The organism is Pustulibacterium marinum, assembly GCF_900116665.1.
Classification (GTDB): Bacteria; Bacteroidota; Bacteroidia; order Flavobacteriales; family Flavobacteriaceae; genus Pustulibacterium; species Pustulibacterium marinum.
Map to the genome: position 1 here is coordinate 294,119 of NZ_FPBK01000001.1, position 23,888 is coordinate 318,006.

21 protein-coding genes are annotated in these 23,888 nt (G+C 35.6%); 7 read left to right on the forward strand and 14 right to left on the reverse strand.

The features are described from left to right. Nucleotides 1-8 precede the first annotated feature (8 nt). Together BM383_RS01360 and BM383_RS01365 are read left to right on the forward strand one after the other, a co-directional pair. A complete protein-coding gene (locus BM383_RS01360) occupies nucleotides 9-1,763 on the forward strand; it encodes a peptide MFS transporter (RefSeq protein ID WP_093021929.1) in 1,755 nt (584 codons plus the stop codon). A gap of 17 nt (nucleotides 1,764-1,780) precedes the next feature. After that, a complete protein-coding gene (locus tag BM383_RS01365) occupies nucleotides 1,781-2,257 on the forward strand; it encodes a thioredoxin family protein (protein WP_093021932.1) in 477 nt (158 codons plus the stop codon). 3 nt (nucleotides 2,258-2,260) lie between these two features. Here BM383_RS01365 and BM383_RS01370 read toward each other — a convergent pair whose 3' ends face one another. The 5 genes from BM383_RS01370 to surE all read right to left on the reverse strand — a co-directional run bounded on the left by BM383_RS01370 (nucleotide 2,261) and on the right by surE (nucleotide 7,151). Then, nucleotides 2,261-4,291, reverse strand: a complete 2,031-nt coding sequence (locus tag BM383_RS01370; protein WP_093021935.1) for a ComEC/Rec2 family competence protein — start codon at nucleotides 4,289-4,291, stop codon at nucleotides 2,261-2,263. A 71-nt stretch (nucleotides 4,292-4,362) separates the two neighbouring features. Then, on the reverse strand, nucleotides 4,363-4,944 hold the full coding sequence (locus BM383_RS01375) for a C40 family peptidase (protein WP_245766504.1): 582 nt from the start codon (nucleotides 4,942-4,944) through the stop codon (nucleotides 4,363-4,365). Between the two features lie 37 nt (nucleotides 4,945-4,981). Next, the gene (gene lpxB, locus BM383_RS01380) at nucleotides 4,982-6,094 is read right to left on the reverse strand and encodes a lipid-A-disaccharide synthase (RefSeq protein ID WP_093021938.1); all 1,113 of its coding nucleotides are present in this window, start codon (nucleotides 6,092-6,094) and stop codon (nucleotides 4,982-4,984) included. Nucleotides 6,095-6,097: 3 nt separating this feature from the next. Continuing rightward, entirely contained in the window at nucleotides 6,098-6,382 is a 285-nt protein-coding gene (locus BM383_RS01385) for a hypothetical protein (RefSeq protein WP_093021941.1), read from the reverse strand. Further along, entirely contained in the window at nucleotides 6,375-7,151 is a 777-nt protein-coding gene (surE, locus tag BM383_RS01390; protein ID WP_093021944.1) for a 5'/3'-nucleotidase SurE, read from the reverse strand. The genes BM383_RS01385 and surE overlap by 8 nt, the downstream gene beginning before the upstream one ends. 177 nt (nucleotides 7,152-7,328) lie before the next feature. Between surE and BM383_RS01395 the strand changes: the two genes are divergently transcribed. Continuing rightward, on the forward strand, nucleotides 7,329-9,551 hold the full coding sequence (locus BM383_RS01395) for a carboxy terminal-processing peptidase (protein WP_093021947.1): 2,223 nt from the start codon (nucleotides 7,329-7,331) through the stop codon (nucleotides 9,549-9,551). A gap of 10 nt (nucleotides 9,552-9,561) precedes the next feature. Next, on the forward strand, nucleotides 9,562-10,671 hold the full coding sequence (locus BM383_RS01400) for an ABC transporter permease (protein WP_093021950.1): 1,110 nt from the start codon (nucleotides 9,562-9,564) through the stop codon (nucleotides 10,669-10,671). On the opposite strand, the gene rodA is transcribed toward BM383_RS01400, so the two are convergent. The 6 genes from rodA to purH are packed head-to-tail and all read right to left on the reverse strand — an operon-like array spanning nucleotide 10,668 to nucleotide 17,802. Further along, nucleotides 10,668-11,978: a rod shape-determining protein RodA gene (rodA, locus tag BM383_RS01405; protein WP_093021953.1), complete on the reverse strand. Its 1,311-nt coding sequence runs from the start codon at nucleotides 11,976-11,978 to the stop codon at nucleotides 10,668-10,670. The genes BM383_RS01400 and rodA overlap by 4 nt on opposite strands. Next, nucleotides 11,978-13,852 carry a penicillin-binding protein 2 gene (mrdA, locus tag BM383_RS01410; protein ID WP_093021956.1) on the reverse strand — a complete coding sequence of 625 codons (1,875 nt, stop codon included), beginning with the start codon at nucleotides 13,850-13,852 and terminating at the stop codon, nucleotides 11,978-11,980. The genes rodA and mrdA overlap by 1 nt, the downstream gene beginning before the upstream one ends. 5 nt (nucleotides 13,853-13,857) lie before the next feature. Continuing rightward, nucleotides 13,858-14,358, reverse strand: a complete 501-nt coding sequence (mreD, locus tag BM383_RS01415) for a rod shape-determining protein MreD (protein ID WP_093021959.1) — start codon at nucleotides 14,356-14,358, stop codon at nucleotides 13,858-13,860. Further along, nucleotides 14,351-15,178 carry a rod shape-determining protein MreC gene (gene mreC / locus BM383_RS01420; RefSeq protein WP_093021962.1) on the reverse strand — a complete coding sequence of 276 codons (828 nt, stop codon included), beginning with the start codon at nucleotides 15,176-15,178 and terminating at the stop codon, nucleotides 14,351-14,353. The genes mreD and mreC overlap by 8 nt, the downstream gene beginning before the upstream one ends. Before the next feature lie 9 nt (nucleotides 15,179-15,187). Beyond that, nucleotides 15,188-16,216: a rod shape-determining protein gene (locus tag BM383_RS01425; RefSeq protein WP_093021965.1), complete on the reverse strand. Its 1,029-nt coding sequence runs from the start codon at nucleotides 16,214-16,216 to the stop codon at nucleotides 15,188-15,190. A gap of 53 nt (nucleotides 16,217-16,269) precedes the next feature. Then, nucleotides 16,270-17,802: a bifunctional phosphoribosylaminoimidazolecarboxamide formyltransferase/IMP cyclohydrolase gene (gene purH, locus BM383_RS01430; RefSeq protein WP_093021968.1), complete on the reverse strand. Its 1,533-nt coding sequence runs from the start codon at nucleotides 17,800-17,802 to the stop codon at nucleotides 16,270-16,272. Between the two features lie 152 nt (nucleotides 17,803-17,954). Here purH and BM383_RS01435 point away from each other — a divergent pair, with 152 nt between their 5' ends. Next, complete coding sequence (locus BM383_RS01435) at nucleotides 17,955-19,208, forward strand: ABC transporter permease (protein WP_093021971.1); 1,254 nt, start codon at nucleotides 17,955-17,957, stop codon at nucleotides 19,206-19,208. A 48-nt stretch (nucleotides 19,209-19,256) separates the two neighbouring features. Here the strand turns inward: BM383_RS01435 and BM383_RS01440 are convergent, their stop codons facing one another. Genes BM383_RS01440 through ade form a run of 3 tightly spaced genes read right to left on the reverse strand, consistent with a single transcriptional unit; the run spans nucleotide 19,257 to nucleotide 21,616 of the window. After that, complete coding sequence (locus tag BM383_RS01440) at nucleotides 19,257-19,442, reverse strand: hypothetical protein (RefSeq protein WP_093021974.1); 186 nt, start codon at nucleotides 19,440-19,442, stop codon at nucleotides 19,257-19,259. 34 nt (nucleotides 19,443-19,476) lie between these two features. Further along, complete coding sequence (locus tag BM383_RS01445) at nucleotides 19,477-19,977, reverse strand: hypothetical protein (RefSeq protein ID WP_093021977.1); 501 nt, start codon at nucleotides 19,975-19,977, stop codon at nucleotides 19,477-19,479. Between the two features lie 16 nt (nucleotides 19,978-19,993). After that, the gene (gene ade / locus BM383_RS01450) at nucleotides 19,994-21,616 is read right to left on the reverse strand and encodes an adenine deaminase (RefSeq protein ID WP_093021981.1); all 1,623 of its coding nucleotides are present in this window, start codon (nucleotides 21,614-21,616) and stop codon (nucleotides 19,994-19,996) included. A 103-nt stretch (nucleotides 21,617-21,719) separates the two neighbouring features. Between ade and BM383_RS01455 the strand changes: the two genes are divergently transcribed. Both BM383_RS01455 and recJ read left to right on the forward strand, forming a co-directional pair. Then, nucleotides 21,720-22,145, forward strand: coding sequence for an OsmC family protein (locus BM383_RS01455; protein ID WP_093021984.1), 426 nt, complete (start codon nucleotides 21,720-21,722; stop codon nucleotides 22,143-22,145). A gap of 9 nt (nucleotides 22,146-22,154) precedes the next feature. Further along, nucleotides 22,155-23,852 (forward strand): single-stranded-DNA-specific exonuclease RecJ, encoded by a 1,698-nt coding sequence (gene recJ / locus BM383_RS01460; RefSeq protein ID WP_093021987.1) that lies wholly within the window; start codon nucleotides 22,155-22,157, stop codon nucleotides 23,850-23,852. Nucleotides 23,853-23,888: the final 36 nt, after the last annotated feature.

Here is a 23,888-nt window from a genome sequence, read left to right on the forward strand (position 1 = left end):
ACTTACTAATGAATACTACTACAACTAACGACTTTTTTAAATCAAAAGTTTTAGGACACCCTGCAGGACTTTTTGTTTTGTTTTTTACTGAAATGTGGGAACGCTTTTCCTTTTATGGGATGCGTGTTTTATTGGTTAATTTTTTAACTGCGGCAGCTTTGGGTTCCAACCCTGGTTGGGAATGGTCTGCAGAGAATGCAGGAGCATTATATGGTACCTATGCCATGTTGTTATACTTAACACCTATTGCAGGTGGAGTTATTGCTGATAAACTTACAGGCTATCGTTGGGCTGTAGTAATCGGTGCTATTATTATGACGCTTGGGCATGCTGCTATGGCTGTAGAAACCGAGTTTATGTTATATTTAGGTCTAGGGTTGTTGGTTATTGGTACCGGATTCTTCAAACCTAATATGACTTCTATTATTTCTGAAATGTATAAAGATCTTCCTGAAAAGAAAGATGGTGCGTATACCATTTTCTACATGGGAGTAAATGCCGGAGCTTTCTTTGGAATGCTACTATGTGGTTATTTGGCTGAGCGCGTAGGTTGGTCATGGGGCTTTGGTTTGGCAGGTATTTTTATGTTGTTAGGAACGCTTCAATTTTGGTTATCGAAACCTCTTTTTGGAAATATAGGTGAAGTACCAAGTAAGGTAAAAGCATTAGATGTTGAAGAAAAGAAAGTAATTGCAGATGACGATAAAGAAAATCCTTTTACTTTAGTTGATAAGATTTTAATTGTAGTTTCAGCAGTTATTGGACTTGGTTATGCTATTAACGATCCATTGTCTAAAATTGGAGGAATTGATGTTTTTGGATTCCTAGAAACTTCTGGTTTAGAAGGTCAATACGTAGCTGTGATTTTTGGATTGATAGTGTTTTTAGGATTGGTAATTTCTAGAATTATACGTTATACAGCAGTTGTAAGAGATAGAATGATTGCAGTAATCATCTTTGCATTTTTCACGGTGTTTTTCTGGATGAGTTTTGAACAAGGAGCTTCTTCTTTAGTGCTTTTTGCTAGAGATAGTGTAGACCGAGTTTTAACAGGTAACGCACAAATGATTTTCAACGTAGTAAATGCATTACTAACCATTATTCCGTTAGCAATTATTACTTGGGTGTTGGTATTATTGGCTAAAGAAACCAAACATAAAATATTAGGTTCTAATGTTGTGTTAGCTATTTGTTTTGCTGGTGTTTGGGGATTAGCAATTTGGATGCTTCAAAGAGAATTTACTGCAGAGGTTGCCGAAATCACAGTATCTTGGTTCTCCATCTTAAATTCATTCTTTATCATCGCCTTAGCAAACATATTTTCTAAGTGGTGGGATTCTAAATACAATCCGTCTGCAGCTATGAAATATGGTTTAGGATTAATCATAATGGCCGTAGGTTTCGGTTTGTTAGCATACGGAGCGCATGGTGTAGGAGATGGAGTAAAAGTAAGTATGGTTTGGTTAGTTTTAGCCTATTTATTTCATACCATGGGAGAATTATGTTTATCTCCGGTAGGACTTTCGTATGTAAGTAAGCTTGTACCTGCACGTATGATCGCCTTTATGTTTGGTATGTGGTATTTGGCTATTGCCATAGGAAACAAATCTGCAGCAGTATTAGGAGGTCAAATTGAAAATATAACCAAAGAATATTCGTTATCAACGTTTTTCTTAATATTTACTGTTGTACCAATCGTAGCCGGACTATTAGTAATGGCTTTAAACCCTGTGCTTAAAAAATTAATGCACGGCGTTAAATAATAAAACTCAAATTAAATATGAAGAATTATATAGTGATAGCTTTGCTGTTTTTGTCAACGTTGGTGACCAATGCGCAAGAAAAATTAACTTGGCATACCAATTTTGAAGAAGCTAGCAAAATAGCTATGAAAGAAGGAAAACCTTTAATGCTTTTCTTTACAGGAAGCGACTGGTGTGGTTGGTGTGTAAGACTTCAGAAAGAAGTTTTTGAGCATGATGAATTTGTAGATTGGGCAGAAGAAAATGTAGTACTTTTAGAACTAGATTTTCCAAGAAGAAAAGAACTTCCTTACGAATTGAAACAACAGAATTTTAACCTACAACAACTTTTGGGAGTTCGTGGATATCCAACGGTTTGGTTTGCAAATGTTGAAAATCAAGGAACCAAAAAAGCTCCAAAACTTAATTTAGACAAATTAGGTAGAATGGGGTATCAACGTGGAGGTTCAGAAGCTTGGATAGCATCGGCTGAAGCATTGATCAATAAAAAATAAAATTCATAACTTTTTAATAAAAGCTCCCTTTTCACTAGTAATGTGGAAAGGGATTTTTTGTCTTATACAAGTTGCTTTCCATCGGTTTACAAAGGAGGTATAATTACTTCCATCAATGATAATTTGTTTGGGTTGATACATATTTATAATTCTTTCGAGATTGATTCTTGAAGAATTACAGAGCAATAGATAATCTATAGTTTTTTCAGAGTTAATAGGGCTGAATAAAGTATCTACAATCAATATGTTTTTACCTTTCAGAACGATGGTATTTTTAAGTTTCTTTGGTTTTATTACCGCAATATTTCTTTCTGTTTTGTAATTATCTAGTAAATAATCAGTATTCATTGTGGTGTCACGCTTAAAAAGCAACAAACTATCTGCTTGCTTTATTCCAATAACCGTGTTTCTGGTTTGGTGAAAAACAATCATTTCAGTTTCCGAAGACAAGTCGATATACATCTTTATAGCATAGATTTGATAGCATATTAGGAAGAACATGGTAAAATGTATGGCAACAGCTTTTTTGTAGGTTAAAAAGTGTGCAAAACAATAAATAATAAAGTAGCAAATGATAAGTTCTGGAGCGTCAAAGTAAATATTTGTGACTAGGTATTTCTTTTGGAGAGCGATCCATTCAATAAACTGATTCATCCATGAAATCATATTGATCAAAGGAAATAGGATCGTTTCATTAACCAAATTAAAGAACGCTAGAAACATAACAAAAAAACCGTATCCTAGAAGTAGAAATAGTGATGGAATGAGTAGAAAATTTCCCAGGAAAAATAATCCTGGAAATTGATGAAAATAAAAAAAAGTTAATGGAAAAACGGCTAGTTGAGCAGCAAGTGTGGTAGCAATAATGCCAACGAAATACCTTCCAAGAAGATTCCTAAAATTGAAATAGCGTTGAATTTCTGGTTGTATGATTACAATTCCAATAACCGCTACATAACTCAATTGAAACCCCACTTCAAAAACAAAATTCGGCTTCCAAATAATAAGTAGGAAGGCAGAAGCAAAAACGGTGTGCAATGTTTGTTGTGGTCTTTGCAGGTGAAGTGCAATGGTGATGAGGCTAAACATAACCACCGAACGAACCACAGATGGAGAAAGTCCGGAAATAACAGCAAACATCCAAAGTAGTGCAATAATGATGGATCCCCGCCATATTTTACCGTTTTTGAGAAACAGCAATGGATACAAAAGCCAACCGAGAAGTGCTGTGATAATACCAATGTGAAGGCCAGAAATTGCCAATAAATGAATCACTCCTGCATTTGCGTAATTTTCATAGAGTTCTTTGGAAATATGTTGTCGCTGACCTAGAAAAAGTGCTTCTGTGATAGCTAAATTATCGCCGCTCAATCCAGAAGATTTTAAATTTTTAATGATTTTTGAACGAATGCTTTCTGCAATAGAATTTATAGTGTTTTCGCTGTTATTCCGTATTTTAAAATTCGCATTGTTCAAATAAATCTGTCCATAGATTTCTTGATTTTGAAGATAGTTTCCGTAATCAAACTGATACGGATTTTTGGGTTTTGCTAGTGCTTTTATATCAGTATAAACCAGTAGTGATTTTCCTTTGATGTTTTTGTTTAAGGAGTCTTTTCGGTAATTAATTAAGACATTTCCAAATGTTTCTTTTCCATCAATGTTTTGAATACTAGCTTCATATTTTTCGTAATATGCTGTTGGTTTTAGAACTTTAGTAATGGTAATTCTTGATTGTTGTAATTCATTTTTAGACTTGAAATGTGTATAATGATCTTTATAAATTTTATCAGAATGAATTAAGAAATTACTCCAGCCAAGCAAAATACTTGAGCACAAAACTGCCATTCCAAAATAAATTTTCTGATGGAAATGTTTATGAGAAAAGACTAGTGAAACAACAGTAAAAACAAGAGAAATCAGCAAGGAGATGAAAATCCAAAACAAGGTTGCCGGAATGTATTTGCCTAAAATAATTCCGAACAAAAAAGATAAGCAGAGCTTAGGAAGCGTAAATTTAAAAATACCTTTCAACCTTAAAATAAGCTTTCAAGGTTTGGTTTGAGGTTGTCTAAATGTACGAAAAATATTTAAATGTTTGTTTGTTAGTATTTTATGCGTCTAGCAGTTTTATAAGCATTACTCCAATAACCCTCTTTTATAGAAGATATAATAACGCCGCGTGACGTGGTAGAATGTATAAATTTCACATCTTCGCCTTCCAGTGCAATGACTAAGCCTACGTGGTTTACACGTTTACTTTTTCCGGTAGAAAAAAAGAGCAGATCTCCAATAATTACATTTTTCAGTTTTACGTAATCGCCTTCTTGAGACATTAAATAGGAGGAACGCTCAAATATGATATCATTTTCTAATAACGAAGTGTACACAAGGCCAGAGCAGTCCATTCCTTTTTTGGTGGTTCCGCCATATTTGTAACGAGTTCCCAAGAATGACATGGCACTTTCCACAACGTCATTTATTTTGTTGTTAGAAGATTCTGTAACCGTTTTGGGAGAAGATGCTTTCCCAGATGCAGAAACAACTACGGAGTTGGTTCTTTTGGAAGAAGTATTGCTTATGGTAACACTTGGTCTGCTGTTTTCTTTCTTACTCGCCGCTTTTTTTTTAGAACCACAGCTGTAGAAAGTAGCTGCAATCATGGCCATAAAAAGAAGTTTTTTCATGTAATTCTATTGGTTTGGAGGTACTAAAATAGTAAAACTATTGTAGCTTTTTATATATGAGTTGAGCCGTTTTTTTGCTGGCTCCTTTTCCACCTAATTTTTGTTCTAGTTCGTAATAATCCATAAATAATTTTTCACGGTGTTTAGAATCTAGAATTTTGGTTAGTTCGGCTTTGAGGTTTTTTGTGTTTAAATCATTTTGAATCAACTCTTTTACCACTTCCTTATCCATTATAAGATTTACAAGAGATATATAATCAAGAGTAATGATTCTTTTAGCAATATGATAAGAAATCCAGTTTCCTTTATAGCAAACCACCTCAGGAACTTTGAAAAGAGCAGTTTCTAATGTTGCGGTTCCACTAGTTACCAATGCAGCCTCTGAAAGACTCAATAGGTCGTATGTTTTGCCTGTAACAAAATGAACATTGCTTTTTCCTATGAATTGTTCATAAAAATGAAAATCTTGGCTAGGCGCACCAGCGATAACAAATTGATAGGTTTTAAAATCCTCAACTACGCTCAGCATGATGCTCAGCATTTTTGTTATTTCCTGTTTTCTACTCCCCGGTAAAAGTGCAATAATAGGTCTTCCATCTAATCCATTTTCGGCACGGAAAATAGACGGTTCAATCTGTTGACGATCACCAATAGCATCAATTAAAGGATGGCCCACAAAGTGAACAGGGAAGTTGTGTTTTTTCTCATAGAATTCTTTTTCAAACGGTAGAATCACATACATTTCATCTACATCGCGTTTAATTTCTTTAATTCTATTTTCTTTCCAAGCCCAAATCTGTGGAGATATATAGTAGTGGGTTTTGTACCCTTTTTCCTTTGCCCATTTCATAATTCTGAAATTGAAACCGGGGTAGTCTACAAAGATCAACACATCTGGTTGGTAGCTTTCGATATCTTTTTTACAGAATTTGATATTTCCCAAAATGGTACGAAGGTTCATTACAACTTCAGCAAAGCCCATAAAGGCCAAATCGCGGTAATGTTTTACAAGCGTTCCGTCAACATTTTTCATCAGATCACCTCCCCAAAACCTAAAATCAGCATGTGCATCTTCTTGCTTTAATGCTTTCATGAGATTGGAAGCGTGTAAATCTCCCGATGCTTCTCCTGCAATGATATAGTACCTCATTTTCTAGAAAATAAATTGTTCAAAGAAAGTAAAAATAGCAATAATTATAGTTGCCAAAAGTACACCTCTCGCTCTGTAATCTCTTTTAATTTTAAGGAAACCGAAAAATGCTAGCATGTTTAAAATAGCGCCTAGTGCAACAATTTTAGAAAAGTAGTTTTCTTGACGAGCAACCATAATATTTTCAAAAATATCGGTTCCTAAAAAAATAAGAATGTAAAGTGCTATTCCAAAAGAATTGGCAATAAGCCCTACTATAAAACCTATGGCAATTTCTTTTTTAATCATGGAGATCCCAAGTGTTTAAGCGTTGAATAGCGTGGTGAGCAGTTAAATCAAACTGAACAGGAACTACAGAAATATAATTGTTGGCAAGTGCCCACTCATCGGTATCTTCTCCCTTATCTTCATTTACAAATTTACCTGTAAGCCAGTAATATTGTCTTCCTTGTGGATTTACACGTTTGTCAAATTCTTCTTTCCACGAAGCTTTTGCTTGTCTGCAAACTTTAATGCCTTTGATTTCTTCTTTTCGTAATTTTGGAATATTTACATTGAGAACCACGTCACTTGGCATTCCATTTTCCAAAGCATTTTGTGCAATTTTTTTAATATGTTCCGCCGCTTGGTCAAAATCAGCCTCCCAGTTAAAATCTAAAAGGGAAAAACCAATAGCAGGTATTCCTTCAATTCCGGCTTCAACGGCAGCACTCATTGTTCCTGAATAAATTACATTGATAGAGGAATTTGTACCATGGTTAATTCCACTTACGCAAAGATCTGGTTTTCTATTCAGAATTTCATTTACGGCAAGTTTTACACAATCAACCGGAGTACCACTACAACTGTATTCTATTTGGTCTCCATCGTCCACAGTAATTGGGCTACAATAAAGCGTAGAGTTAATAGTAATGGCGTGTCCCATTCCACTTTGTGGACTATCGGGAGCAACCACAACTACATCACCCAAAGTGTTCATTATTTTTATCAATGCTCGTATTCCTGGAGCGGTAATTCCATCGTCATTGGTTACCAAAATCAAAGGTCTATTTTCCATAGAAATGCTAGGTTTTGCTACAAAAGTAACGATTTTAAGAGTTATCTGATCTTTATCTTATGTTTAACAAAAAATTAGTATCATTGTATATGGGTGGCATGGTTTTTTCTCTAATTTAGACAATTCTCAAAATTTTAAGAATATACCGAACTCAAGAAATAATTAGATCAAGGAAGAATGAAAAAGAATGTGTATTATTTGCTGTTCGTGCTGTTAATCTCAGCAGCTTCTTGCAGCTTTACCTCCAAAACATTTGATGCCGCAGACGGCGATAAGGATAAACTTTTGATGGAACTTATAACGTATGTTCTAGAAAGAGGACACTACTCACCAAAAGATATAGATGATACTTTTTCTGAAGAAGTATATGATAATTATGTGATGAGCCTAGACCCTCAAAAGCGTTATTTTCTTCAATCAGATATCAAAGAATTTGAAGAGTACAGAGATCAAATAGATGACGAGATCAAAACTCAAAATCTAGACTTTTTCAATATTACGCATGAGCGCTTGCTACAGAGAATGCAAGAGGCAAAACCTATATACAAAGAGATTTTAGCAGAACCATTTGATTTTTCTGCAGATGAAACTATCAATGTGGATTTTGAAGAATTGCCATACGCTAAAAATAAAAAGGAATTAAAAGAGCGTTGGAGAAAATTATTGAAGTTTAATACCATAACCGGGTATGCTTCAAGAATGGAAAGCAAAGAAATTGCTTCTAATGATTTTGAAAAAGACGCAAATGGAGATTTGATCGACAAAAAAACAGGTGAAAAAATCTCTGATGAAGATAAAGTTAAAACCATTCTAGAAGATGCTCAAAAAACTGAAGTAGAAATTGAAAAGGAAGCAAGAGAAGCTACTTTGAAAAATTTTGAAGATTACTATGCGATTCTAGATGATTTACAACGTAAAGATTGGTTTTCTATTTACTTGAATGCAATTGTGGAAGAATTTGATCCTCATACTTTCTATTTTGCACCAGAAGACAAAGAGAAGTTTGATACTAGAATGTCTGGTAAATTTGAAGGTATTGGAGCAAGATTGCAAAAGAAAAGAGATAATATTTCTATCGTAGAAATTATCTCTGGTGGACCTGTTTGGAGAGCAGAATCTTTAGAAGTTGGAGATGAAATTCTAAAAGTTGCTCAAGGCGATGAAGCTCCGGTTGATGTAGTTGGAATGCGAATTGACGACGCCGTTAAATTGATCAAAGGCCCAAAAGGTACCGAAGTTCGTTTAACAGTGAAGCGAGTAGATGGTAGCATAGATGTAGTTTCTATTATTCGTGATGAAGTGGTTCTGGAAGAATCCTATGCCAAAACAGCTTTGATTCAAAAGGATGGAAGAAAATTCGGAATAGTGAATTTACCACAATTCTATGTAGACTTTGATGACTACAAAAATGGAAGAAATGCAGCTTCCGATATGAAAAAAGAAATTGAAAGATTGAAATCTGAAGGTATGGAAGGTTTGGTAATAGACCTTCGTGACAATGGAGGAGGATCTTTAAAAACTGTTGTTGACATGGCAGGTTTGTTTATTAAAAACGGACCAGTTGTACAGGTAAAAACAGCAAATGATCGTCGTGAAGTTTTAGAAGATACCGATTCTAGTGTTCAGTGGAATGGTCCTTTGGTAATTCTTGTGAACGAACTTTCAGCATCTGCATCCGAAATTTTGGCTGCTGCTATGCAAGATTATAAGCGTGCTATTATAATTGGTAGTAAGCAGACTTATGGAAAAGGAACGGTTCAAAACGTTTACGATTTAAATCAGTTTTTGAAAAATAATACGCTGGGTGATGTTGGTGCATTGAAAGTTACCACGCAAAAATTCTATAGAATTAATGGGGAATCAACGCAGCTAGAAGGTGTGAAAAGTGATGTTGTTGTACCAGACAGATACAGTTATATCAACGTTGGTGAAAAGGATCAACAAAATCCGCTTCCGTATGATAAAATTGAAGCAGCAAACTACAACACTTGGGACGGTTACATTGACTACGATGAAACCATAGAAAATAGTAAGAAAAGAATGAACAATAATCCTCAGTTGAAATTAATTGATGCAAATGCAAAATGGGTTAAAGAACAACAGGATGATAATGATTTTCCATTGAGTTATGCAGCGTATGAAGCTGAAATGGATGAAGATGAAAACTTTGCTAAGCAGTTCAAAGACATTGGAAATTACAAATCTGATCTTACATTTTCTGCACTACCATATGAGACGGAACTTTTCAAATCAGATGATGATTTAGAAGAAAAGAGAACACGTTGGTACGAGAGCATGACTAAGGATGTTTATATTGAAGAAGCTGTAAATGTTTTGGAAGATCTTCAGTTGAACAATGTTAAAAAGAATAAAGTGGCGCATAACGAGCGTGAAAAATAATTAGTACCAGATGGCAGAAGCATCAGGTTCATTAACAGCTATGGCGCTCCAAAAGTTCAAAAGAAACTTTTGGGGCGTTTTTAGTTTGTCTATTGTATTGTTATGTGGATTTGTTGCCGTGTTTGCGTATGTATTAGCGCCTGATGATTCTACCAATGCAAATCAAATGCATATTTCCATTCACTCTCAAAAACCAGGTTTTCAAGTTTCCATGCTTACCATTCCGGGTGATAAACTTCAGGAGAAATCTTTTTTGAATCAAGTTTTCTTCGGTAAACAAAATAATGATACCGAAATTCCTTTACTTTCCTATAGGTTTTCAAAAGATTCATTGTACTACAAGGAATTTAAAAAAGAAGGTACAATGGCCATTGAAAAGGGAATTGACTTAGAAACTTCATTTGGAACACGAAATGCTAGTGAAATAAAAGAGCAATTCATACATCAAAAAACCTTCTTGTTAGGTACCGATAAATATGGTAGAGACTTGCTTAGTAGAATGCTAGTTGGAGCTAGAATATCGTTCTCCATAGGTTTTGTAGCCGTTTTTATCTCATTGTTGGTGGGTATATCTTTGGGCGCATTAGCCGGTTATTTTGGAGGCAAGATAGATGCTCTTATAATGTGGTTAATTAACGTTACATGGTCTATTCCTACATTACTTTTGGTAATTGGAATTACGCTAGCACTGGGAAAAGGATTTTGGCAAGTGTTTATAGCAGTTGGTTTAACCATGTGGGTGGAAGTAGCCAGAGTTGTGCGCGGACAAATTGTAAGTGCTAAAGAAATGCAATATGTGACGGCAGCAAGAGCTTTGGGGTATTCCAATACAAGAATCATTACTAAACATATTTTGCCCAATATTATGGCTCCTGTAATCGTGATTTCAGCAGCTAATTTTGCTGCTGCTATTTTGATAGAAAGTGGTCTTAGTTTTTTGGGTATAGGCGCGCAACCTCCAGTACCAAGTTGGGGTGCTATGATTAAAGATCATTATAATTATATCATTTTAGGAAAAGCCTATTTGGCTATTATTCCAGGATTGGCCATTATGATTTTGGTAATGTCTTTTATGCTAATAGGAAATGCTCTGAGAGATGCTTTTGATGTAAAGAATTAAGCTTCCATCCAATCGTTTCCTCGGTTTGCATCCAATTTCAAAAAAATAAATAGCAAAATTGTGAATCCCCATAAACCTGATCCTCCGTAGCTAAAAAAGGGTAAAGGAATTCCAATAGTGGGTAGTAATCCAATCACCATTCCTATGTTTACCATAAAGTGGATAAAGAAAATACCAGCCACACTATACCCATAAACCCGGCTGAATTGAGATCGCTGTCGTTCTGCTAAAAAGAGCAATCTTAAGAGTAAAGCAGTAAAAAGTAGTACTACGAAAAGAGTTCCTGCAAAGCCCCATTCTTCTCCAACGGTAGTAAAAATATAATCGGTATGTTGCTCCGGAACATAATTTCCACGGGTTCTGGTTCCTTGTAAAAATCCTTTTCCCATTAATCCACCAGAACCAATAGCAGTTTCAGATTGATTAATATTATAACCAATATCACGCTTTAGTTCTTGCATCTTTACAGGATCATTCTCCAGACGAAGCCATAGCACAAAACGGTCTCTATGATGTTGTTTAAAAACATTGTCATAAATGTATGATGTAGCTCCAGAAACGGCTATACACGTAACAAAATAGAGAATCATAGGAAGAATCTTTATTTTCTTTTTATGTGCTTTTTTCTGATTTCTAGTTCTTTTAATTAAATAATAAATAACAATACCAGTTCCTATCACAGCTAATGTAATAGGAATACCAAATTTTAATGTAGCTATAAATACAAAGGCAAGTGATATCAAAAAGAAAATGTAAAGGCCGGGTAAGCCTTCTCTATACAAAACGAACAAAAATGCACTATAGACCAATGTACTTCCAGGATCGGGTTGTAAAAGAATTAAAATAGAAGGAATGGCAATAATAAGAATGGCCTTCAGTTGATCTTGAAAATTTTTAATATGGGTTTGAATATCACTAATATATTTTGCAAAGGCAAGAGCTGTGGCGGTCTTAGCAAATTCTGAAGGTTGAAGTGTAAAGCTTCCAATACCGTACCAGGCTCTGGCTCCGTTAACATTCTTACCAAAAATAAATAACCCTATGAGAGATAGCATGGCCACTATATAAATGATGCTGGCAAAGCGTTCATAGAATTTGGCTTCAATGGCTAATATGAATAGAATTAAAACAACACTAAGCCCTATAAATATCAACTGTTTCCCGTACAAATTATTGATATTGAAAGCACCAATTTCTTCTACCGGAACGGATGCTGAATAAATATTCAACCAACCAATACCAACCAATAGCATGTAGAAAACAATGCTTAACCAGTCTATTTTTTTTACTACGGTATTTTTCGCCATTATTTATTGTGGGGAGTCAGAAGTTCTGGGTGTAAAATTTTGTCATATTCATCTTGAAGACCTGTTTCAAACATTCTTCGTTCCAAATCTGTTCGGGTAATATGACCTTTGATGTATTTCTCTATCATTAATGAAGCAATTGGAGCTGCATAACGAGATCCCCAAACACCATTCTCAACGAAAACGGCTAATGCAATTTTTGGATTTTCAATTGGAGCAATCGCAATAAATATAGAGTGATCTGCTAAATCATATTTGATACCTCCAATGGTAGTTGAATTTTGGGAAGTACCTGTTTTTCCACCAATATGTATGCTATCTACTTGTGCACGAGCTGCAGTTCCTTTTCGGTAAACATCATACATTCCTTGAATTACAGGTTCAAAATATTCTTTATCAATGGTAGTATATTTTGGCTTGGTGTATTGTGGATCTTCCAAGGGTTGATCATTAACAGACTTTACAATATGTGGAGTATAGTAAAAACCTCGGTTGGCAATGATGGCTGCAACATTAGCTAACTGAATTGGAGTAGTAAGAATTTCTCCCTGTCCAATGGCGTTCGAAATATTATTGGTGTAGAACCAATGATTTTCTCCATACCAACGGTCGTAGGTTGAACCATCTGGGATGTACCCTTTTCTACCAGTGGCTAAATCATTGTGTAAATAATCTCCTAAACCAAAGCTTTTTACGTGTTTTGACCATGCATCTACACCTTCTTTTGATGTTGGATATTTTTGAATTACTCTTCTGTAAGTATCGGAAAAATATGAGTTACAGGATTTGTAGATAGCTCTGTTTAAGTCGTTGACTGTTCCTGATGGTCCGCAGTGGCAGCCCATAAATCCTTTTCTTCCGTAGTGGTAGCCATGATAACAAGTAACTTTTGTATCAGGTGTTATAACTCCTTCTTGTAAACCTATGAGTGCCATAATAGTTTTAAAAGGAGAACCTGGAGGATATTGCGCCAAAAGTCCACGATCATACAAGGGCTTAGCAATGGAATCGTTGTAAAATTTGGTAAAGTTTTTACTTCGTTTTCTACCTACCAATAAGTCGGGATCAAAGTTAGGAGCGGTAACCAATGCCAGTATTTCACCACTAGAAGGTTCAATAGCAACAATACCACCGCGTTTGTTGGCCATTAAAGCTTCTCCGTAGCTTTCTAATTCATCATCTATAGTGATTTGAATATCTTTTCCTTGAACAGGAAGCGTATCGTATCTTCCATCTTTATAAGAGCCTAAAATTCTATTGTAAATATCTTTTTGAATAAATTTTACGCCTTTTTTACCACGAAGATCATTTTCGTAAACAGTTTCCACACCGCTTCGACCGATTAATTCACCTGGTTGATAGCCTATTTTATTTTTAGCTTCCCAATCATTTACTTCAGAAATATATCCTAAAACATTGGCTCCGGAATGGGTTTGATAATCACGAAGCATTCGTTTTTGAACATAGAAACCTGGGTATTTATACATTCTTTCTTGAATGGCGGCATACTCTTTCTTGGAAAGCTGCGGCATGAATACTGAAGGTAATCTTGGAGAATAGACTTTTGCTTTATTTATTTTTTTATCAAATTCTTCTCTTGGGATATCCATTAATTCGCAGAATTTAAGCGTATCAATGTCTCGCATTTTATTAGGAATCACCATAATATCATATGCTGGAGCATTACTTACAAGTAATTTTCCGGTTCGGTCATAGATATACCCTCTTTCTGGGTAGGTGTATTTTGCCTCTATGGCAATATCATCCATAAAGTTGTTAGAAATATCCTCATCAAACAATTGTAAATAAGAAAGCCTTGCAATGATTACAAGTGCAATTACAATGATAGATGTTGCTAAAAATAGTTTTCGCATAGTTCTTATTTTCGCCTAAAAAGTGATATGGATAAAACGCATAGAATAAAAGTAAATATACTTGTATAGAACGTTTTTTGAAGTAGCAGCAATATATGTGCAAAACTAAAAATCTCTAGCGAAAAAAGAATGAGATGGTGTGTTAAAATAAGTATTAACAAATAGATAAAACGTTGAGGATAGGGTGTTTGTCCTAGTTTTAAAGATTGTTTTTCTATACTAGATCCAAACGAAAGTTTTAAAACGTAAGGTCTTATGTATGCTAAAAAAACGCTTGCAGCAGCATGCACGCCACCACTATCTGTAAAACTGTCTATGGAAAGACCAATTAAAAATGATAAAAATATAAATAGGATTCTATTGTTGTCAGTTGGATACCAAATGATAAATAGAATGTATAGAAGCGGATTCAAATTACCAAACAGGTTGATGTGGTTGAGTAGCAAAACTTGCAACAAAACCAGTAAAATAAACCGAATGCTATTTATGATGATGGGATTATTCATTGGGGATACTTGCTTCAAGATTTTCTACTTCTTTTTGCTGTTTGTTTTCTATAACATATATGTTTTTAAGATTACTCATGTCATTAAACAGTGAGATATCTATAATATATGCATTTCCGGTAAGGTCTAGTTTGTAATCTTTAATGGAGCCAATAAGAATTCCTTTAGGAAAAATTGCAGACATGCCACCTGTAATGATTGTATCTCCTTTTTGAATTGACGCCTGTTTGGGAATATCTATTAACTGAACCGTTTTGTAATCTTTTCCATCCCAATTCAATGTTCCAAAATGGTTAGAATTTTTTAGCGAAGCATTGATTTGTGAATACGAATTTAAAATAGACTGAACTACGGCATAATTCTTAGAGGTGTTTCGAATAATACCAACAATTCCTTTGGGGCTAATTACGCCCATATCTTCGGCAACTCCTTCTTCTGAACCACCGTTGATAAGAATATAGTTTTTAGATTTATCATAACTATTCTTAAAAATGCTAGCGCTTCTAAATTCAAAATGATCTAATATTTTGGTAGAATCCATGACAATAGAATCTACACTATTTATAGATTTATTGAAAAGTAAACTTCTTAAATATTGATTTTCTTCAACTAGATGTTCATTTTCGGTTTGAAGACCAAAATATCCGGAAATATCTGAGGTAGTACTGTAAATTCCGCCAGTAACCCAATTGGCAGAATTGATAAATTTATTTCTGTGGTATATGTGAGATTGAATTGTAATCCCCACAGAAAAAAGGAAAAGCAACAGAAAAACCATAAAGTTTTTGTTCTTTACGAAGAATTGGAAAATCTGTTGCATTCACTTTTTTTATTTTATAAGAATATTTTTGAATCTGTCTAAGTTCTTTAAAGCAATTCCGGTACCACGTACTACGGCGCGTAAAGGATCTTCAGCAATATAAACAGGTAAATCAGTTTTTTGAGAAAGTCTTTTGTCTAATCCTCTTAGCATAGATCCACCTCCGGCCAAATAAATACCAGTATTGTAAATATCTGCTGCCAATTCTGGTGGCGTTTGTGAAAGGGTTTCCATTACAGCATCTTCAATACGTAAAATAGACTTATCCAATGCTTTTGCAATTTCTCTATATGAAATTTGAACTTGTTTTGGTTTTCCGGTCAGCAAATCTCTACCTTGAACAGACATTTCTTCTGGTGGCATTTCTAAATCTTCGGTAGCTGCTCCAATAGAAATTTTAATATTTTCTGCGGTAGCTTCTCCAACATATAAGTTGTGTTGTGTACGCATGTAATATACAATATCATTGGTGAAAACATCACCCGCAATTTTAACGGATTTGTCACAAACAATTCCTCCAAGTGCTAAAACAGCAATTTCTGTAGTACCTCCACCTATATCTACGATCATGTTTCCTTTTGGTTGCATAATGTCTATACCAATACCAATTGCAGCAGCCATTGGTTCATGGATAAGGTATACTTCTTTACCGTTTACACGCTCGGCAGATTCTTTTACTGCTCGCATTTCTACCTCTGTAATACCAGAAGGAATACAGATAACCATACGTAATGAAGGTGGGAAAAGGCGCTTTTTCAATGCCGGAACATTCTTGATGAACTGACTCATCATTTGTTCAGAAGCATCAAAATCTGCAATTACTCCGTCTTTTAAAGGACGTATGGTTTTTATATTTTCATGGGTTTTTCCTTGCATTAAGTTGGCTTCTTTACCAACAGCGATGATTTTACCACTAATACGGTCTCTGGCTACAATTGACGGACTGTCTACAACAACTTTATCATTATGGATAATAAGTGTGTTGGCAGTACCAAGGTCAATTGCTATTTCCTCTGTTAAGAAATCAAAAAATCCCATTCAAATTTGCTGTTTATATGTCTTTATCTGTTGCTTTTAAAGATAATGATTTTTTAGTGTTTAAAGTGTCTTGTACCTGTAAATACCATAGAAATTTCATGATCGTTACAGTAATCAATACTCAACTGATCTTTAATAGAACCTCCTGGTTGAATAACACTTGTAATTCCTTCGTTCCCGGCTATTTCTACACAGTCTGGGAAAGGGAAGAAAGCATCACTTGCCATTACAGCACCATTTAAATCAAACTCAAAAGATTTGGCTTTTTCTATAGATTGTCTCAAAGCATCTACACGGCTAGTTTGCCCTGTTCCGCTTGCACATAGTTGTTTTCCTTTTGCCAAAACAATAGTGTTTGATTTAGTGTGTTTGCAAATTTTGGAAGCAAACAGTAAATCATCTAACTCGGTATCGGTTGGTTTATTGTTGGTTTGGTATGTTAAATCTTCTAAAGCGTCTGTAATGTTATCTTTACCTTGAACCAACACTCCGTTCAAACAAGTTCTTACGTTGCTATCAGGTAAAACAGTTTCTTTTTGAATTAAGATAATTCTGTTCTTTTTACCTTTTAAGATTTCTAACGCGTCTTCAGTATATGATGGAGCAATCACAACTTCACAGAATAAAGAATGAATTTCTTCAGCTGTTTCTTTGTCAATTTCGGTATTCGCGATTAATATTCCTCCAAATGCAGAAACAGGATCTCCAGCCAAAGCATCTAAATAAGCTTCTTTGATGGTAGGTCTTGTTGCTACTCCACATGCATTGTTGTGTTTTAGAATAGCAAAAGTAGGATCGTCATTTGAGAATTCTCCAATTAAATTTACAGCGGCATCTACGTCTAATAAGTTGTTGTATGATAATTCTTTACCGTGAAGTTTATCAAACATAGCATCAAAATCTCCAAAGAAAAATCCTTTTTGGTGTGGATTTTCTCCGTAACGTAATGCTTGACCTTTGGTTTCGCTTGCTTTGTAAACAACTTCTTCTTTCTCTTGATTGAAGTAGTTGAAAATAGCAGTATCATAATGCGAAGAAACTCCAAATGCTTTTGTAGCAAATCGTTTTCTATCAGCTAAAGAAATGTTTCCTTCACCTTTGGTAATGATATTTAAAAATTCAGCGTAGTCATCAACAGAAGCCACACATGTAACGTCTTTAAAGTTTTTGGCTGCCGCTCTGATTAAAGAAATACCACCTATATCAATTTTTTCAATAATATCTTGTTCAGCTGCTCCACTTGCAACAGTTTTTTCAAACGGATATAAATCTACGATGACAACATCAATTTGAGGAATTTCATATTGCTTCAATTCTGCAACATCTTGCTCATTATCCTGTCTGTTTAAGATACCACCAAAAACTTTTGGGTGAAGGGTTTTTACTCTTCCTCCTAAAATTGAAGGGTAACTTGTAACATTTTCTACAGGAACTACACTTATACCTAAATCATTGATGAATTTTTCGGTACCACCAGTAGAATAGATGGTAACGCCAAGTTCGTCTAATTTTTGTACAATAGGAGCTAATCCTTCTTTACTAAATACTGAAATTAATGCTGAGCTTACTTTTTTTGTAGATTCCATTTTTTTCGTTGTGTTGTAATAAAGTGCAAAAGTAGTTTTTTTTAATAAATATAGATAGTGTTACAGTAAGTTATACACTATCTTTTTAAGGGTGTTTGAAAATTCTTATTTTTAATTAATTGCAGCAATGCAACCAACATAAAGAGTAACCTATGTTTGTATATTTTCGCGTTTTTATAGAGAGCTTTAATTTTGCTGTCAACGCATTGAAAAACAATAAACTTCGAACGTTTTTGTCGCTTTTGGGAGTTACTATTGGTATCTTTTCCATTATTGCTGTTTTGGCAGCAGTAGATTCACTTGACAGGAACATTAAAGAAAACCTTTCTGGTTTAGATAAGAATACCATTTACCTTACTAAATTTAGTTTTGGACCTACAGATGTACCTAGATGGCAACGAGAAAATTTTCCACAAGTTACGTATGAAGAATTTGAGTTTTTACAAAAAAACACACCAGATGCTGATGCTATTGCGTATATGGTTTTTGGAATAAATGAGAATATCAAATATCAAGGTAAAACTATCTCTAGCGTAGAAGTTTCTGCAGCATCTGAACAAGTACAGGCTATTGAAGATATAAAGGTGGAAGATGGAAGATTCTTTTCTGAGCCAGAGGCAAAAAGTGGTTCGCCCGTAATTGTTTTAGGAGTAACGCTTGCTGAAAATCTTTTTGGTAGTAGTAATCCCATAGGGAAACAAGTTCGTGTTTTTGGAAGAAAATTGACTGTTATCGGAGTACTACAGAAGTATGGAAATTCCATGTTTGGAAATACTCCAGATGAGCGGGCATTTGTTCCGGCCAATTTTGTTCGTAGATTCATGAATAGTGGAAAAAATGGGATTCCGAGTGCGGTAACTATCAAACCGAAAAAAGGAATAGATATGGCCGCTTTTGAAGGAGTTTTAAAGCAAAAATTACGAAATCACAGAGGGCTGAAGTATGAAGATCCAGATAATTTCTTTGTAAATAAACTTTCTAGCATGACTGATATGATAGATAATATCATTGGAATGATGAACATTGCCGGATGGATTATTGGAGGTTTCTCTATGCTGGTTGGTGGTTTTGGTATCGCTAATATTATGTTTGTAAGCGTCAAAGAAAGAACCAACCTGATAGGAATTCAGAAATCTTTGGGAGCTAAAAATAAATTTGTACTGTTCCAGTTCTTGTTTGAAGCAGTTATTTTGTCTTTAATAGGTGGGCTTGTTGGATTGTTTTTAGTTTGGATAGGAACATTAATAGCTACATCACTTATTGATGATTTTGAGTTTATACTCTCTTTTAAAAATATAGTTCTTGGAACTTCGGTAGCTATCATAATTGGTCTAATATCAGGAATTGTTCCTGCATGGCGTGCATCTCGTTTAGATCCTGTAGAAGCAATTAGAACAGGAATGTAATATCGAAGAATATTATAAAAAAGGAAAAGGGGGGAATATTTCAATAGCTTATAATGCTTCTTGAGAGTTTCCTTTTTTTGTTTTTAATTTATCTAATAGTTGTGGAACGGCATACGTAAGTAAAGCGGTTCCAAGTCCTACAAATAAACTGTCCATTTTACTAAAATCAGCAAAACTGTAAAGTAGTCCGGTTAATACAATACCGGCTACAATGGTGATTAATAAAGATCTCATTTTAAAGGGTGATTAAAAATTTATAATTTCTATTTTACATAAGCGATTTGTTCAAGTTTCTAATGTTTTTAGCATTGTTGGTTTCAACCAAGGCCTTGATAAGCAATGTGTAAATGATTATTTTAAAAATAATTCCTTTAAATAAAACTTCCGGTCCATTGGCAATGGCTAGCAAAATGTAAACCAACGTAATTAAAGATAACCCTGCAATGATAAAAATAGATGGAGCTTTGTTCAATAAAAATCCAAATGTCAATAAACAAATACTCACAATCCCAAAGAAGATCAAATCTATGGGGCTATCTGCACTTAAATAAATAACAATACCATTAAAAAGCATTATACCAGCCACAACAAACAAGCTGTTTGCCGCCTTTTTAAGGTTTTTATTGGCTTCTTGTAATTCTTGCTTTTGAGAAATCTGTTTTCCGTAAAAAAGGTCTTTCTCTTCTATAGTCCCATTATATGGGAATTGACAGTGATGACAAACTGTTCCTACCCCGGAAATTGGAGTATTGCAATTTTCACAATTCATGTTAGGTTATCTTAAGTTAGGCTTCTAAAGATACAAAATCAAATTGATTTCCGCTAAATAATCCTAAATCAGATAGTTTTAGATCTGGAATTACTAATAAAGCCATAAATGATAAGGTCATAAAAGGAGCTTTTAAACTGCTGCCCAAGGCTTTTGCATGTGCGTCTATTTGTTCGTATAATTTTCCGGTTTCCCAACCGTCTTTATCACTAATAATTCCAGCAACAGGTAGCGGTAATACAGATGTTTTCTCATGGTCTACAGCACAAATACCACCTTTATTGGTGATGATGGTATTTACAGCTTTTGCAATGGCTTCGTCCGTAACGCCCACTGCTATAATATTGTGCGAATCGTGCCCTACTGAACCCGCAATGGCGCCTGCTTTCAATCCAAAGTTTTTAATAAAGGCAATGGCAGGAGGCGTATTTCCGTAGCGGTTCACCACCGTCATTTTTAAAATATCGTTTTCGGTGTCTGAAATATAGTATCCGTCTGCTATTTTGGGTTGCAGATGAATTTCATTGGTGATTAATTCTCCATCAAGTGCTTCAATTACTCTGATCTTTTCTGAAGTAGCTTTGATTTGAAAATCATTGACCGATTTTGTTTCGGTATGAAAATTATTAGGTGTTTCAAACGGAACAGCTTCTATCAGCGATTTTCCATTTTCAGCAACCAATGCACCATTAATGTAAGTCTGCAATACCTTGAAATCTTTCAAATCTTCCACCACAATAAAATCTGCAGCATCGCCTTCTTGCACCAAACCAACTTTCATGTTGTAATGTTTCACCGGATTAATACATGCCGATCGCAATACTTTAAACACGTCTATACCGTAGGCAACAGCTCTTGCACAAAGTTGGTTGATATGCCCTAACACCAAATCATCAGGGTGTTTGTCGTCTGAGCAAAACATCATTTCATTGTAGTTTTCATCCAACAACGGAATCAAGGCGTTGAAGTTTTTAGCGGCACTACCTTCGCGTACCAATATTTTCATGCCTAAATCTAATTTTCCTTGTGCTTCTTTTTGCGTAAAACATTCGTGATCCGTAGTTATTCCAGCCGATGCATATTTTTTAGCATCATCGCCCATAAGTCCGGGAGCATGCCCATCAACAGGTTTTTGAAAGTGCTTGGCCCAGGCAATCTTTTTAAGCACTTCTTCGTCATCGAACAACACACCGGGATAGTTCATCATTTCTGCTAAATAATAAATATCGGGCGAGGCTAATAGTTCTTTAATTCCTTCAGAATCTATTTTTGCACCGGCAGTTTCAAATTTAGTAGCCGGCACACAGGATGGAGCGCCAAAGTGAAATTTAAACGGAACTTTTTTTCCGTTGTTAATCATAAAATGAACCCCATCAATTCCTAATACATTGGCAATTTCGTGCGGATCGGAAATAGTACCAACCGTTCCATGCAACACTGCTAAACGTGCAAATTCCGAAGGAACCAACATAGAGCTTTCAATATGAATATGCGCATCTATAAATCCGGGAAGTAAAAAATGCTGTTGAGGTGTGTTTATTTTTTGAATACGCTCAATTTTCCCTTGACTGATAGTAATTTGTGCCGGATATATTGTTTTATTAAGAATGTCTACGTAGTTTCCTGTAACGATTTGCATGAATTCTGAAGGTTTTATAGCTTTTAAAATAACAAAAATTTCGTGGATTATTCAGTAATTTAGCCAAACGGAATTCCATTTTTTACAATAAAAAAACATTACTATGAAAAACACAGTCACAACCAAGTGGTTAGGAAATATGAAGTTCGAAAGCACCAATCCGTCAGGGAAAACCTTGACCATTGATGCAGGGCCTGAAAGTGGTGGAGAAGGCGATGGCTTACGCCCAAAAGCGTTGATGCTATCTGGTTTGGCAGGTTGTAGCGGACTAGATGTTGTGCACATGATTGGCAAAATGCGTTTAGAGGTTGCTGATTTTGAAATTGTAACCGAAGCTGAGTTGACAGATGAAAACCCTAAATATTATAAAAGTGTTGTGATGCATTTTAATTTTTATGGTGATGATTTGAATGAAACCAAACTGAAGCGTGCCGTAGATCTTTCCGTAGAAAAATATTGTGGAGTAATGGAGATGTTTCGTCAGTTTGCCGAAATGAGTGTTCAAATCAATTTCAATCCGGAAAAGTAACTCGTTACCATGCGTTGGACCGTTAAACCAATTCCTGAAAAAACCAAAATCAAACACCTGCAAGAAGTCTTGGGCGTAGATGCTACCATTGCTACTTTGTTGGTGCAGCGTGGCGTGGAAACCTTTGAACAAGCCAAAGATTTTTTCCGTCCGCAACTCAGTCATCTGCACGATCCGTATTTGATGAAAGATATGGACAAAGCTGTGGAGCGTATTGAGAAGGCCATTGCCAATGGCGAACAGATTTTGGTTTATGGCGATTATGATGTAGACGGTACTACGGCAGTGTCTTTAATGTCTTCGTATTTGTTGAGTGTATATTCCAATGTGGCCACTTACATTCCCGATAGGTATAACGAAGGTTATGGGGTTTCGTATTTAGGAATTGATTTTGCACATGATAACGATTTTACACTTATTGTGGCACTCGATTGCGGAATCAAAGCCATTGATAAAGTGGCGTATGCCAAAGAAAAAGGGATCGATTTTGTGATTTGCGATCACCACCGTCCAGGTGCTGAAATTCCAGATGCAGTGGCTGTGCTCGATGCCAAACAGGAAGATTGCCACTATCCGTATGATGAGTTGTGTGGTTGTGGTGTGGGTTTTAAACTCATTCAGGCATTAGGCGCGAACCGAAATCAAACCATAGAAGACTTAATTCCCTACCTCGATTTGGTAGCAACGGCTATTGCGGCAGATATTGTGCCTATCACTGGTGAAAACCGAGTGCTAGCGTATTACGGTTTGCAAGTGATCAACAGCAATCCAAGAGCTGGAATCAAAGCCTTGATTCAAAATATCAAAAAGAAAGAACTCACGGTAACCGATGTAGTTTTTGTTATTGCCCCGCGCATCAATGCTGCCGGAAGAATGAAACATGGGCAACATGCGGTTACCTTATTAACGGAAACCGATGTGAATCAGGCAGAGGTGTATGCCAAGGAAATAGAAGAATTCAATCAAAATAGAAGAACACTCGACCAGCAAATTACCGAAGAAGCTTTAGAGCAAATCAAAGAACTCAAGGAAGAAAATAACAGTACGTCGGTGGTGTATCAAGAAGATTGGCACAAAGGCGTTATTGGTATTGTGGCTTCGCGCTTAACCGAAACGCATTACCGCCCAACAGTGGTGTTTACCAAAAGTGGTGATAAATTGGCGGCTTCGGCCAGATCTGTAATTGGGTTTGATGTCTACAATGCGTTGGAAGCGTGTGCCGATTGCATGGAACAGTTTGGCGGACATATGTATGCAGCCGGACTTACCTTAAAACCGGAACAGTACGAAGCTTTCAAGGCTAAATTTGAAGCTGTGGTGAAAGCAACGATTGATACCAAACTACTAACGCCCGAAATTACTATTGATGCCGAATTGTCGTTGGAAAGCATTACCCCTAAATTCTACCGCATCTTAAAACAGTTTGAACCTTTTGGCCCAGGGAATATGACACCTGTTTTTCTAACGCAAAGTGTTCAAGATACGGGCTGGGGAAAACCCGTGGGCGAAACCAAAGATCACCTGCGTTTGGTGTTAGATGCGCCAATACCGGGAGAGCGCACCAATATCACCGGAATTGGTTTTGGTTTGGGCGCTAAATATGAATTGGTCACCGATAAAAAACCGTTTTCAGTAGTCTATTCGCTCGATGAAAATGAATGGCAAGGCAACGTAAGCTTGCAACTCAAAATTCGGGATCTCAAATAATAGCACACTGTTTTTTACTTAAAACCGCTATTTCTT

Bases quoted from the DNA above. Each gene is read 5' to 3' on its own strand.
- ade (WP_093021981.1), bottom strand. From the start codon at position 21,616: ATGCAAATCGTTACAGGAAACTACGTAGACATTCTTAATAAAACAATA.
- BM383_RS01440 (WP_093021974.1), bottom strand. From the start codon at position 19,442: ATGAGATCTTTATTAATCACCATTGTAGCCGGTATTGTATTAACCGGA.
- recJ (WP_093021987.1), top strand. From the start codon at position 22,155: ATGCGTTGGACCGTTAAACCAATTCCTGAAAAAACCAAAATCAAACAC.
- BM383_RS01445 (WP_093021977.1), bottom strand. From the start codon at position 19,977: ATGAATTGTGAAAATTGCAATACTCCAATTTCCGGGGTAGGAACAGTT.
- BM383_RS01360 (WP_093021929.1), top strand. From the start codon at position 9: ATGAATACTACTACAACTAACGACTTTTTTAAATCAAAAGTTTTAGGA.
- BM383_RS01435 (WP_093021971.1), top strand. From the start codon at position 17,955: ATGTTTGTATATTTTCGCGTTTTTATAGAGAGCTTTAATTTTGCTGTC.
- surE (WP_093021944.1), bottom strand. From the start codon at position 7,151: ATGGAAAATAGACCTTTGATTTTGGTAACCAATGACGATGGAATTACC.
- BM383_RS01375 (WP_245766504.1), bottom strand. From the start codon at position 4,944: ATGAAAAAACTTCTTTTTATGGCCATGATTGCAGCTACTTTCTACAGC.
- rodA (WP_093021953.1), bottom strand. From the start codon at position 11,978: ATGGCGAAAAATACCGTAGTAAAAAAAATAGACTGGTTAAGCATTGTT.
- mreC (WP_093021962.1), bottom strand. From the start codon at position 15,178: ATGCAACAGATTTTCCAATTCTTCGTAAAGAACAAAAACTTTATGGTT.
- mreD (WP_093021959.1), bottom strand. From the start codon at position 14,358: ATGAATAATCCCATCATCATAAATAGCATTCGGTTTATTTTACTGGTT.
- BM383_RS01365 (WP_093021932.1), top strand. From the start codon at position 1,781: ATGAAGAATTATATAGTGATAGCTTTGCTGTTTTTGTCAACGTTGGTG.
- BM383_RS01425 (WP_093021965.1), bottom strand. From the start codon at position 16,216: ATGGGATTTTTTGATTTCTTAACAGAGGAAATAGCAATTGACCTTGGT.
- BM383_RS01395 (WP_093021947.1), top strand. From the start codon at position 7,329: ATGAAAAAGAATGTGTATTATTTGCTGTTCGTGCTGTTAATCTCAGCA.
- purH (WP_093021968.1), bottom strand. From the start codon at position 17,802: ATGGAATCTACAAAAAAAGTAAGCTCAGCATTAATTTCAGTATTTAGT.
- mrdA (WP_093021956.1), bottom strand. From the start codon at position 13,852: ATGCGAAAACTATTTTTAGCAACATCTATCATTGTAATTGCACTTGTA.
- BM383_RS01385 (WP_093021941.1), bottom strand. From the start codon at position 6,382: ATGATTAAAAAAGAAATTGCCATAGGTTTTATAGTAGGGCTTATTGCC.
- BM383_RS01455 (WP_093021984.1), top strand. From the start codon at position 21,720: ATGAAAAACACAGTCACAACCAAGTGGTTAGGAAATATGAAGTTCGAA.
- BM383_RS01400 (WP_093021950.1), top strand. From the start codon at position 9,562: ATGGCAGAAGCATCAGGTTCATTAACAGCTATGGCGCTCCAAAAGTTC.
- lpxB (WP_093021938.1), bottom strand. From the start codon at position 6,094: ATGAGGTACTATATCATTGCAGGAGAAGCATCGGGAGATTTACACGCT.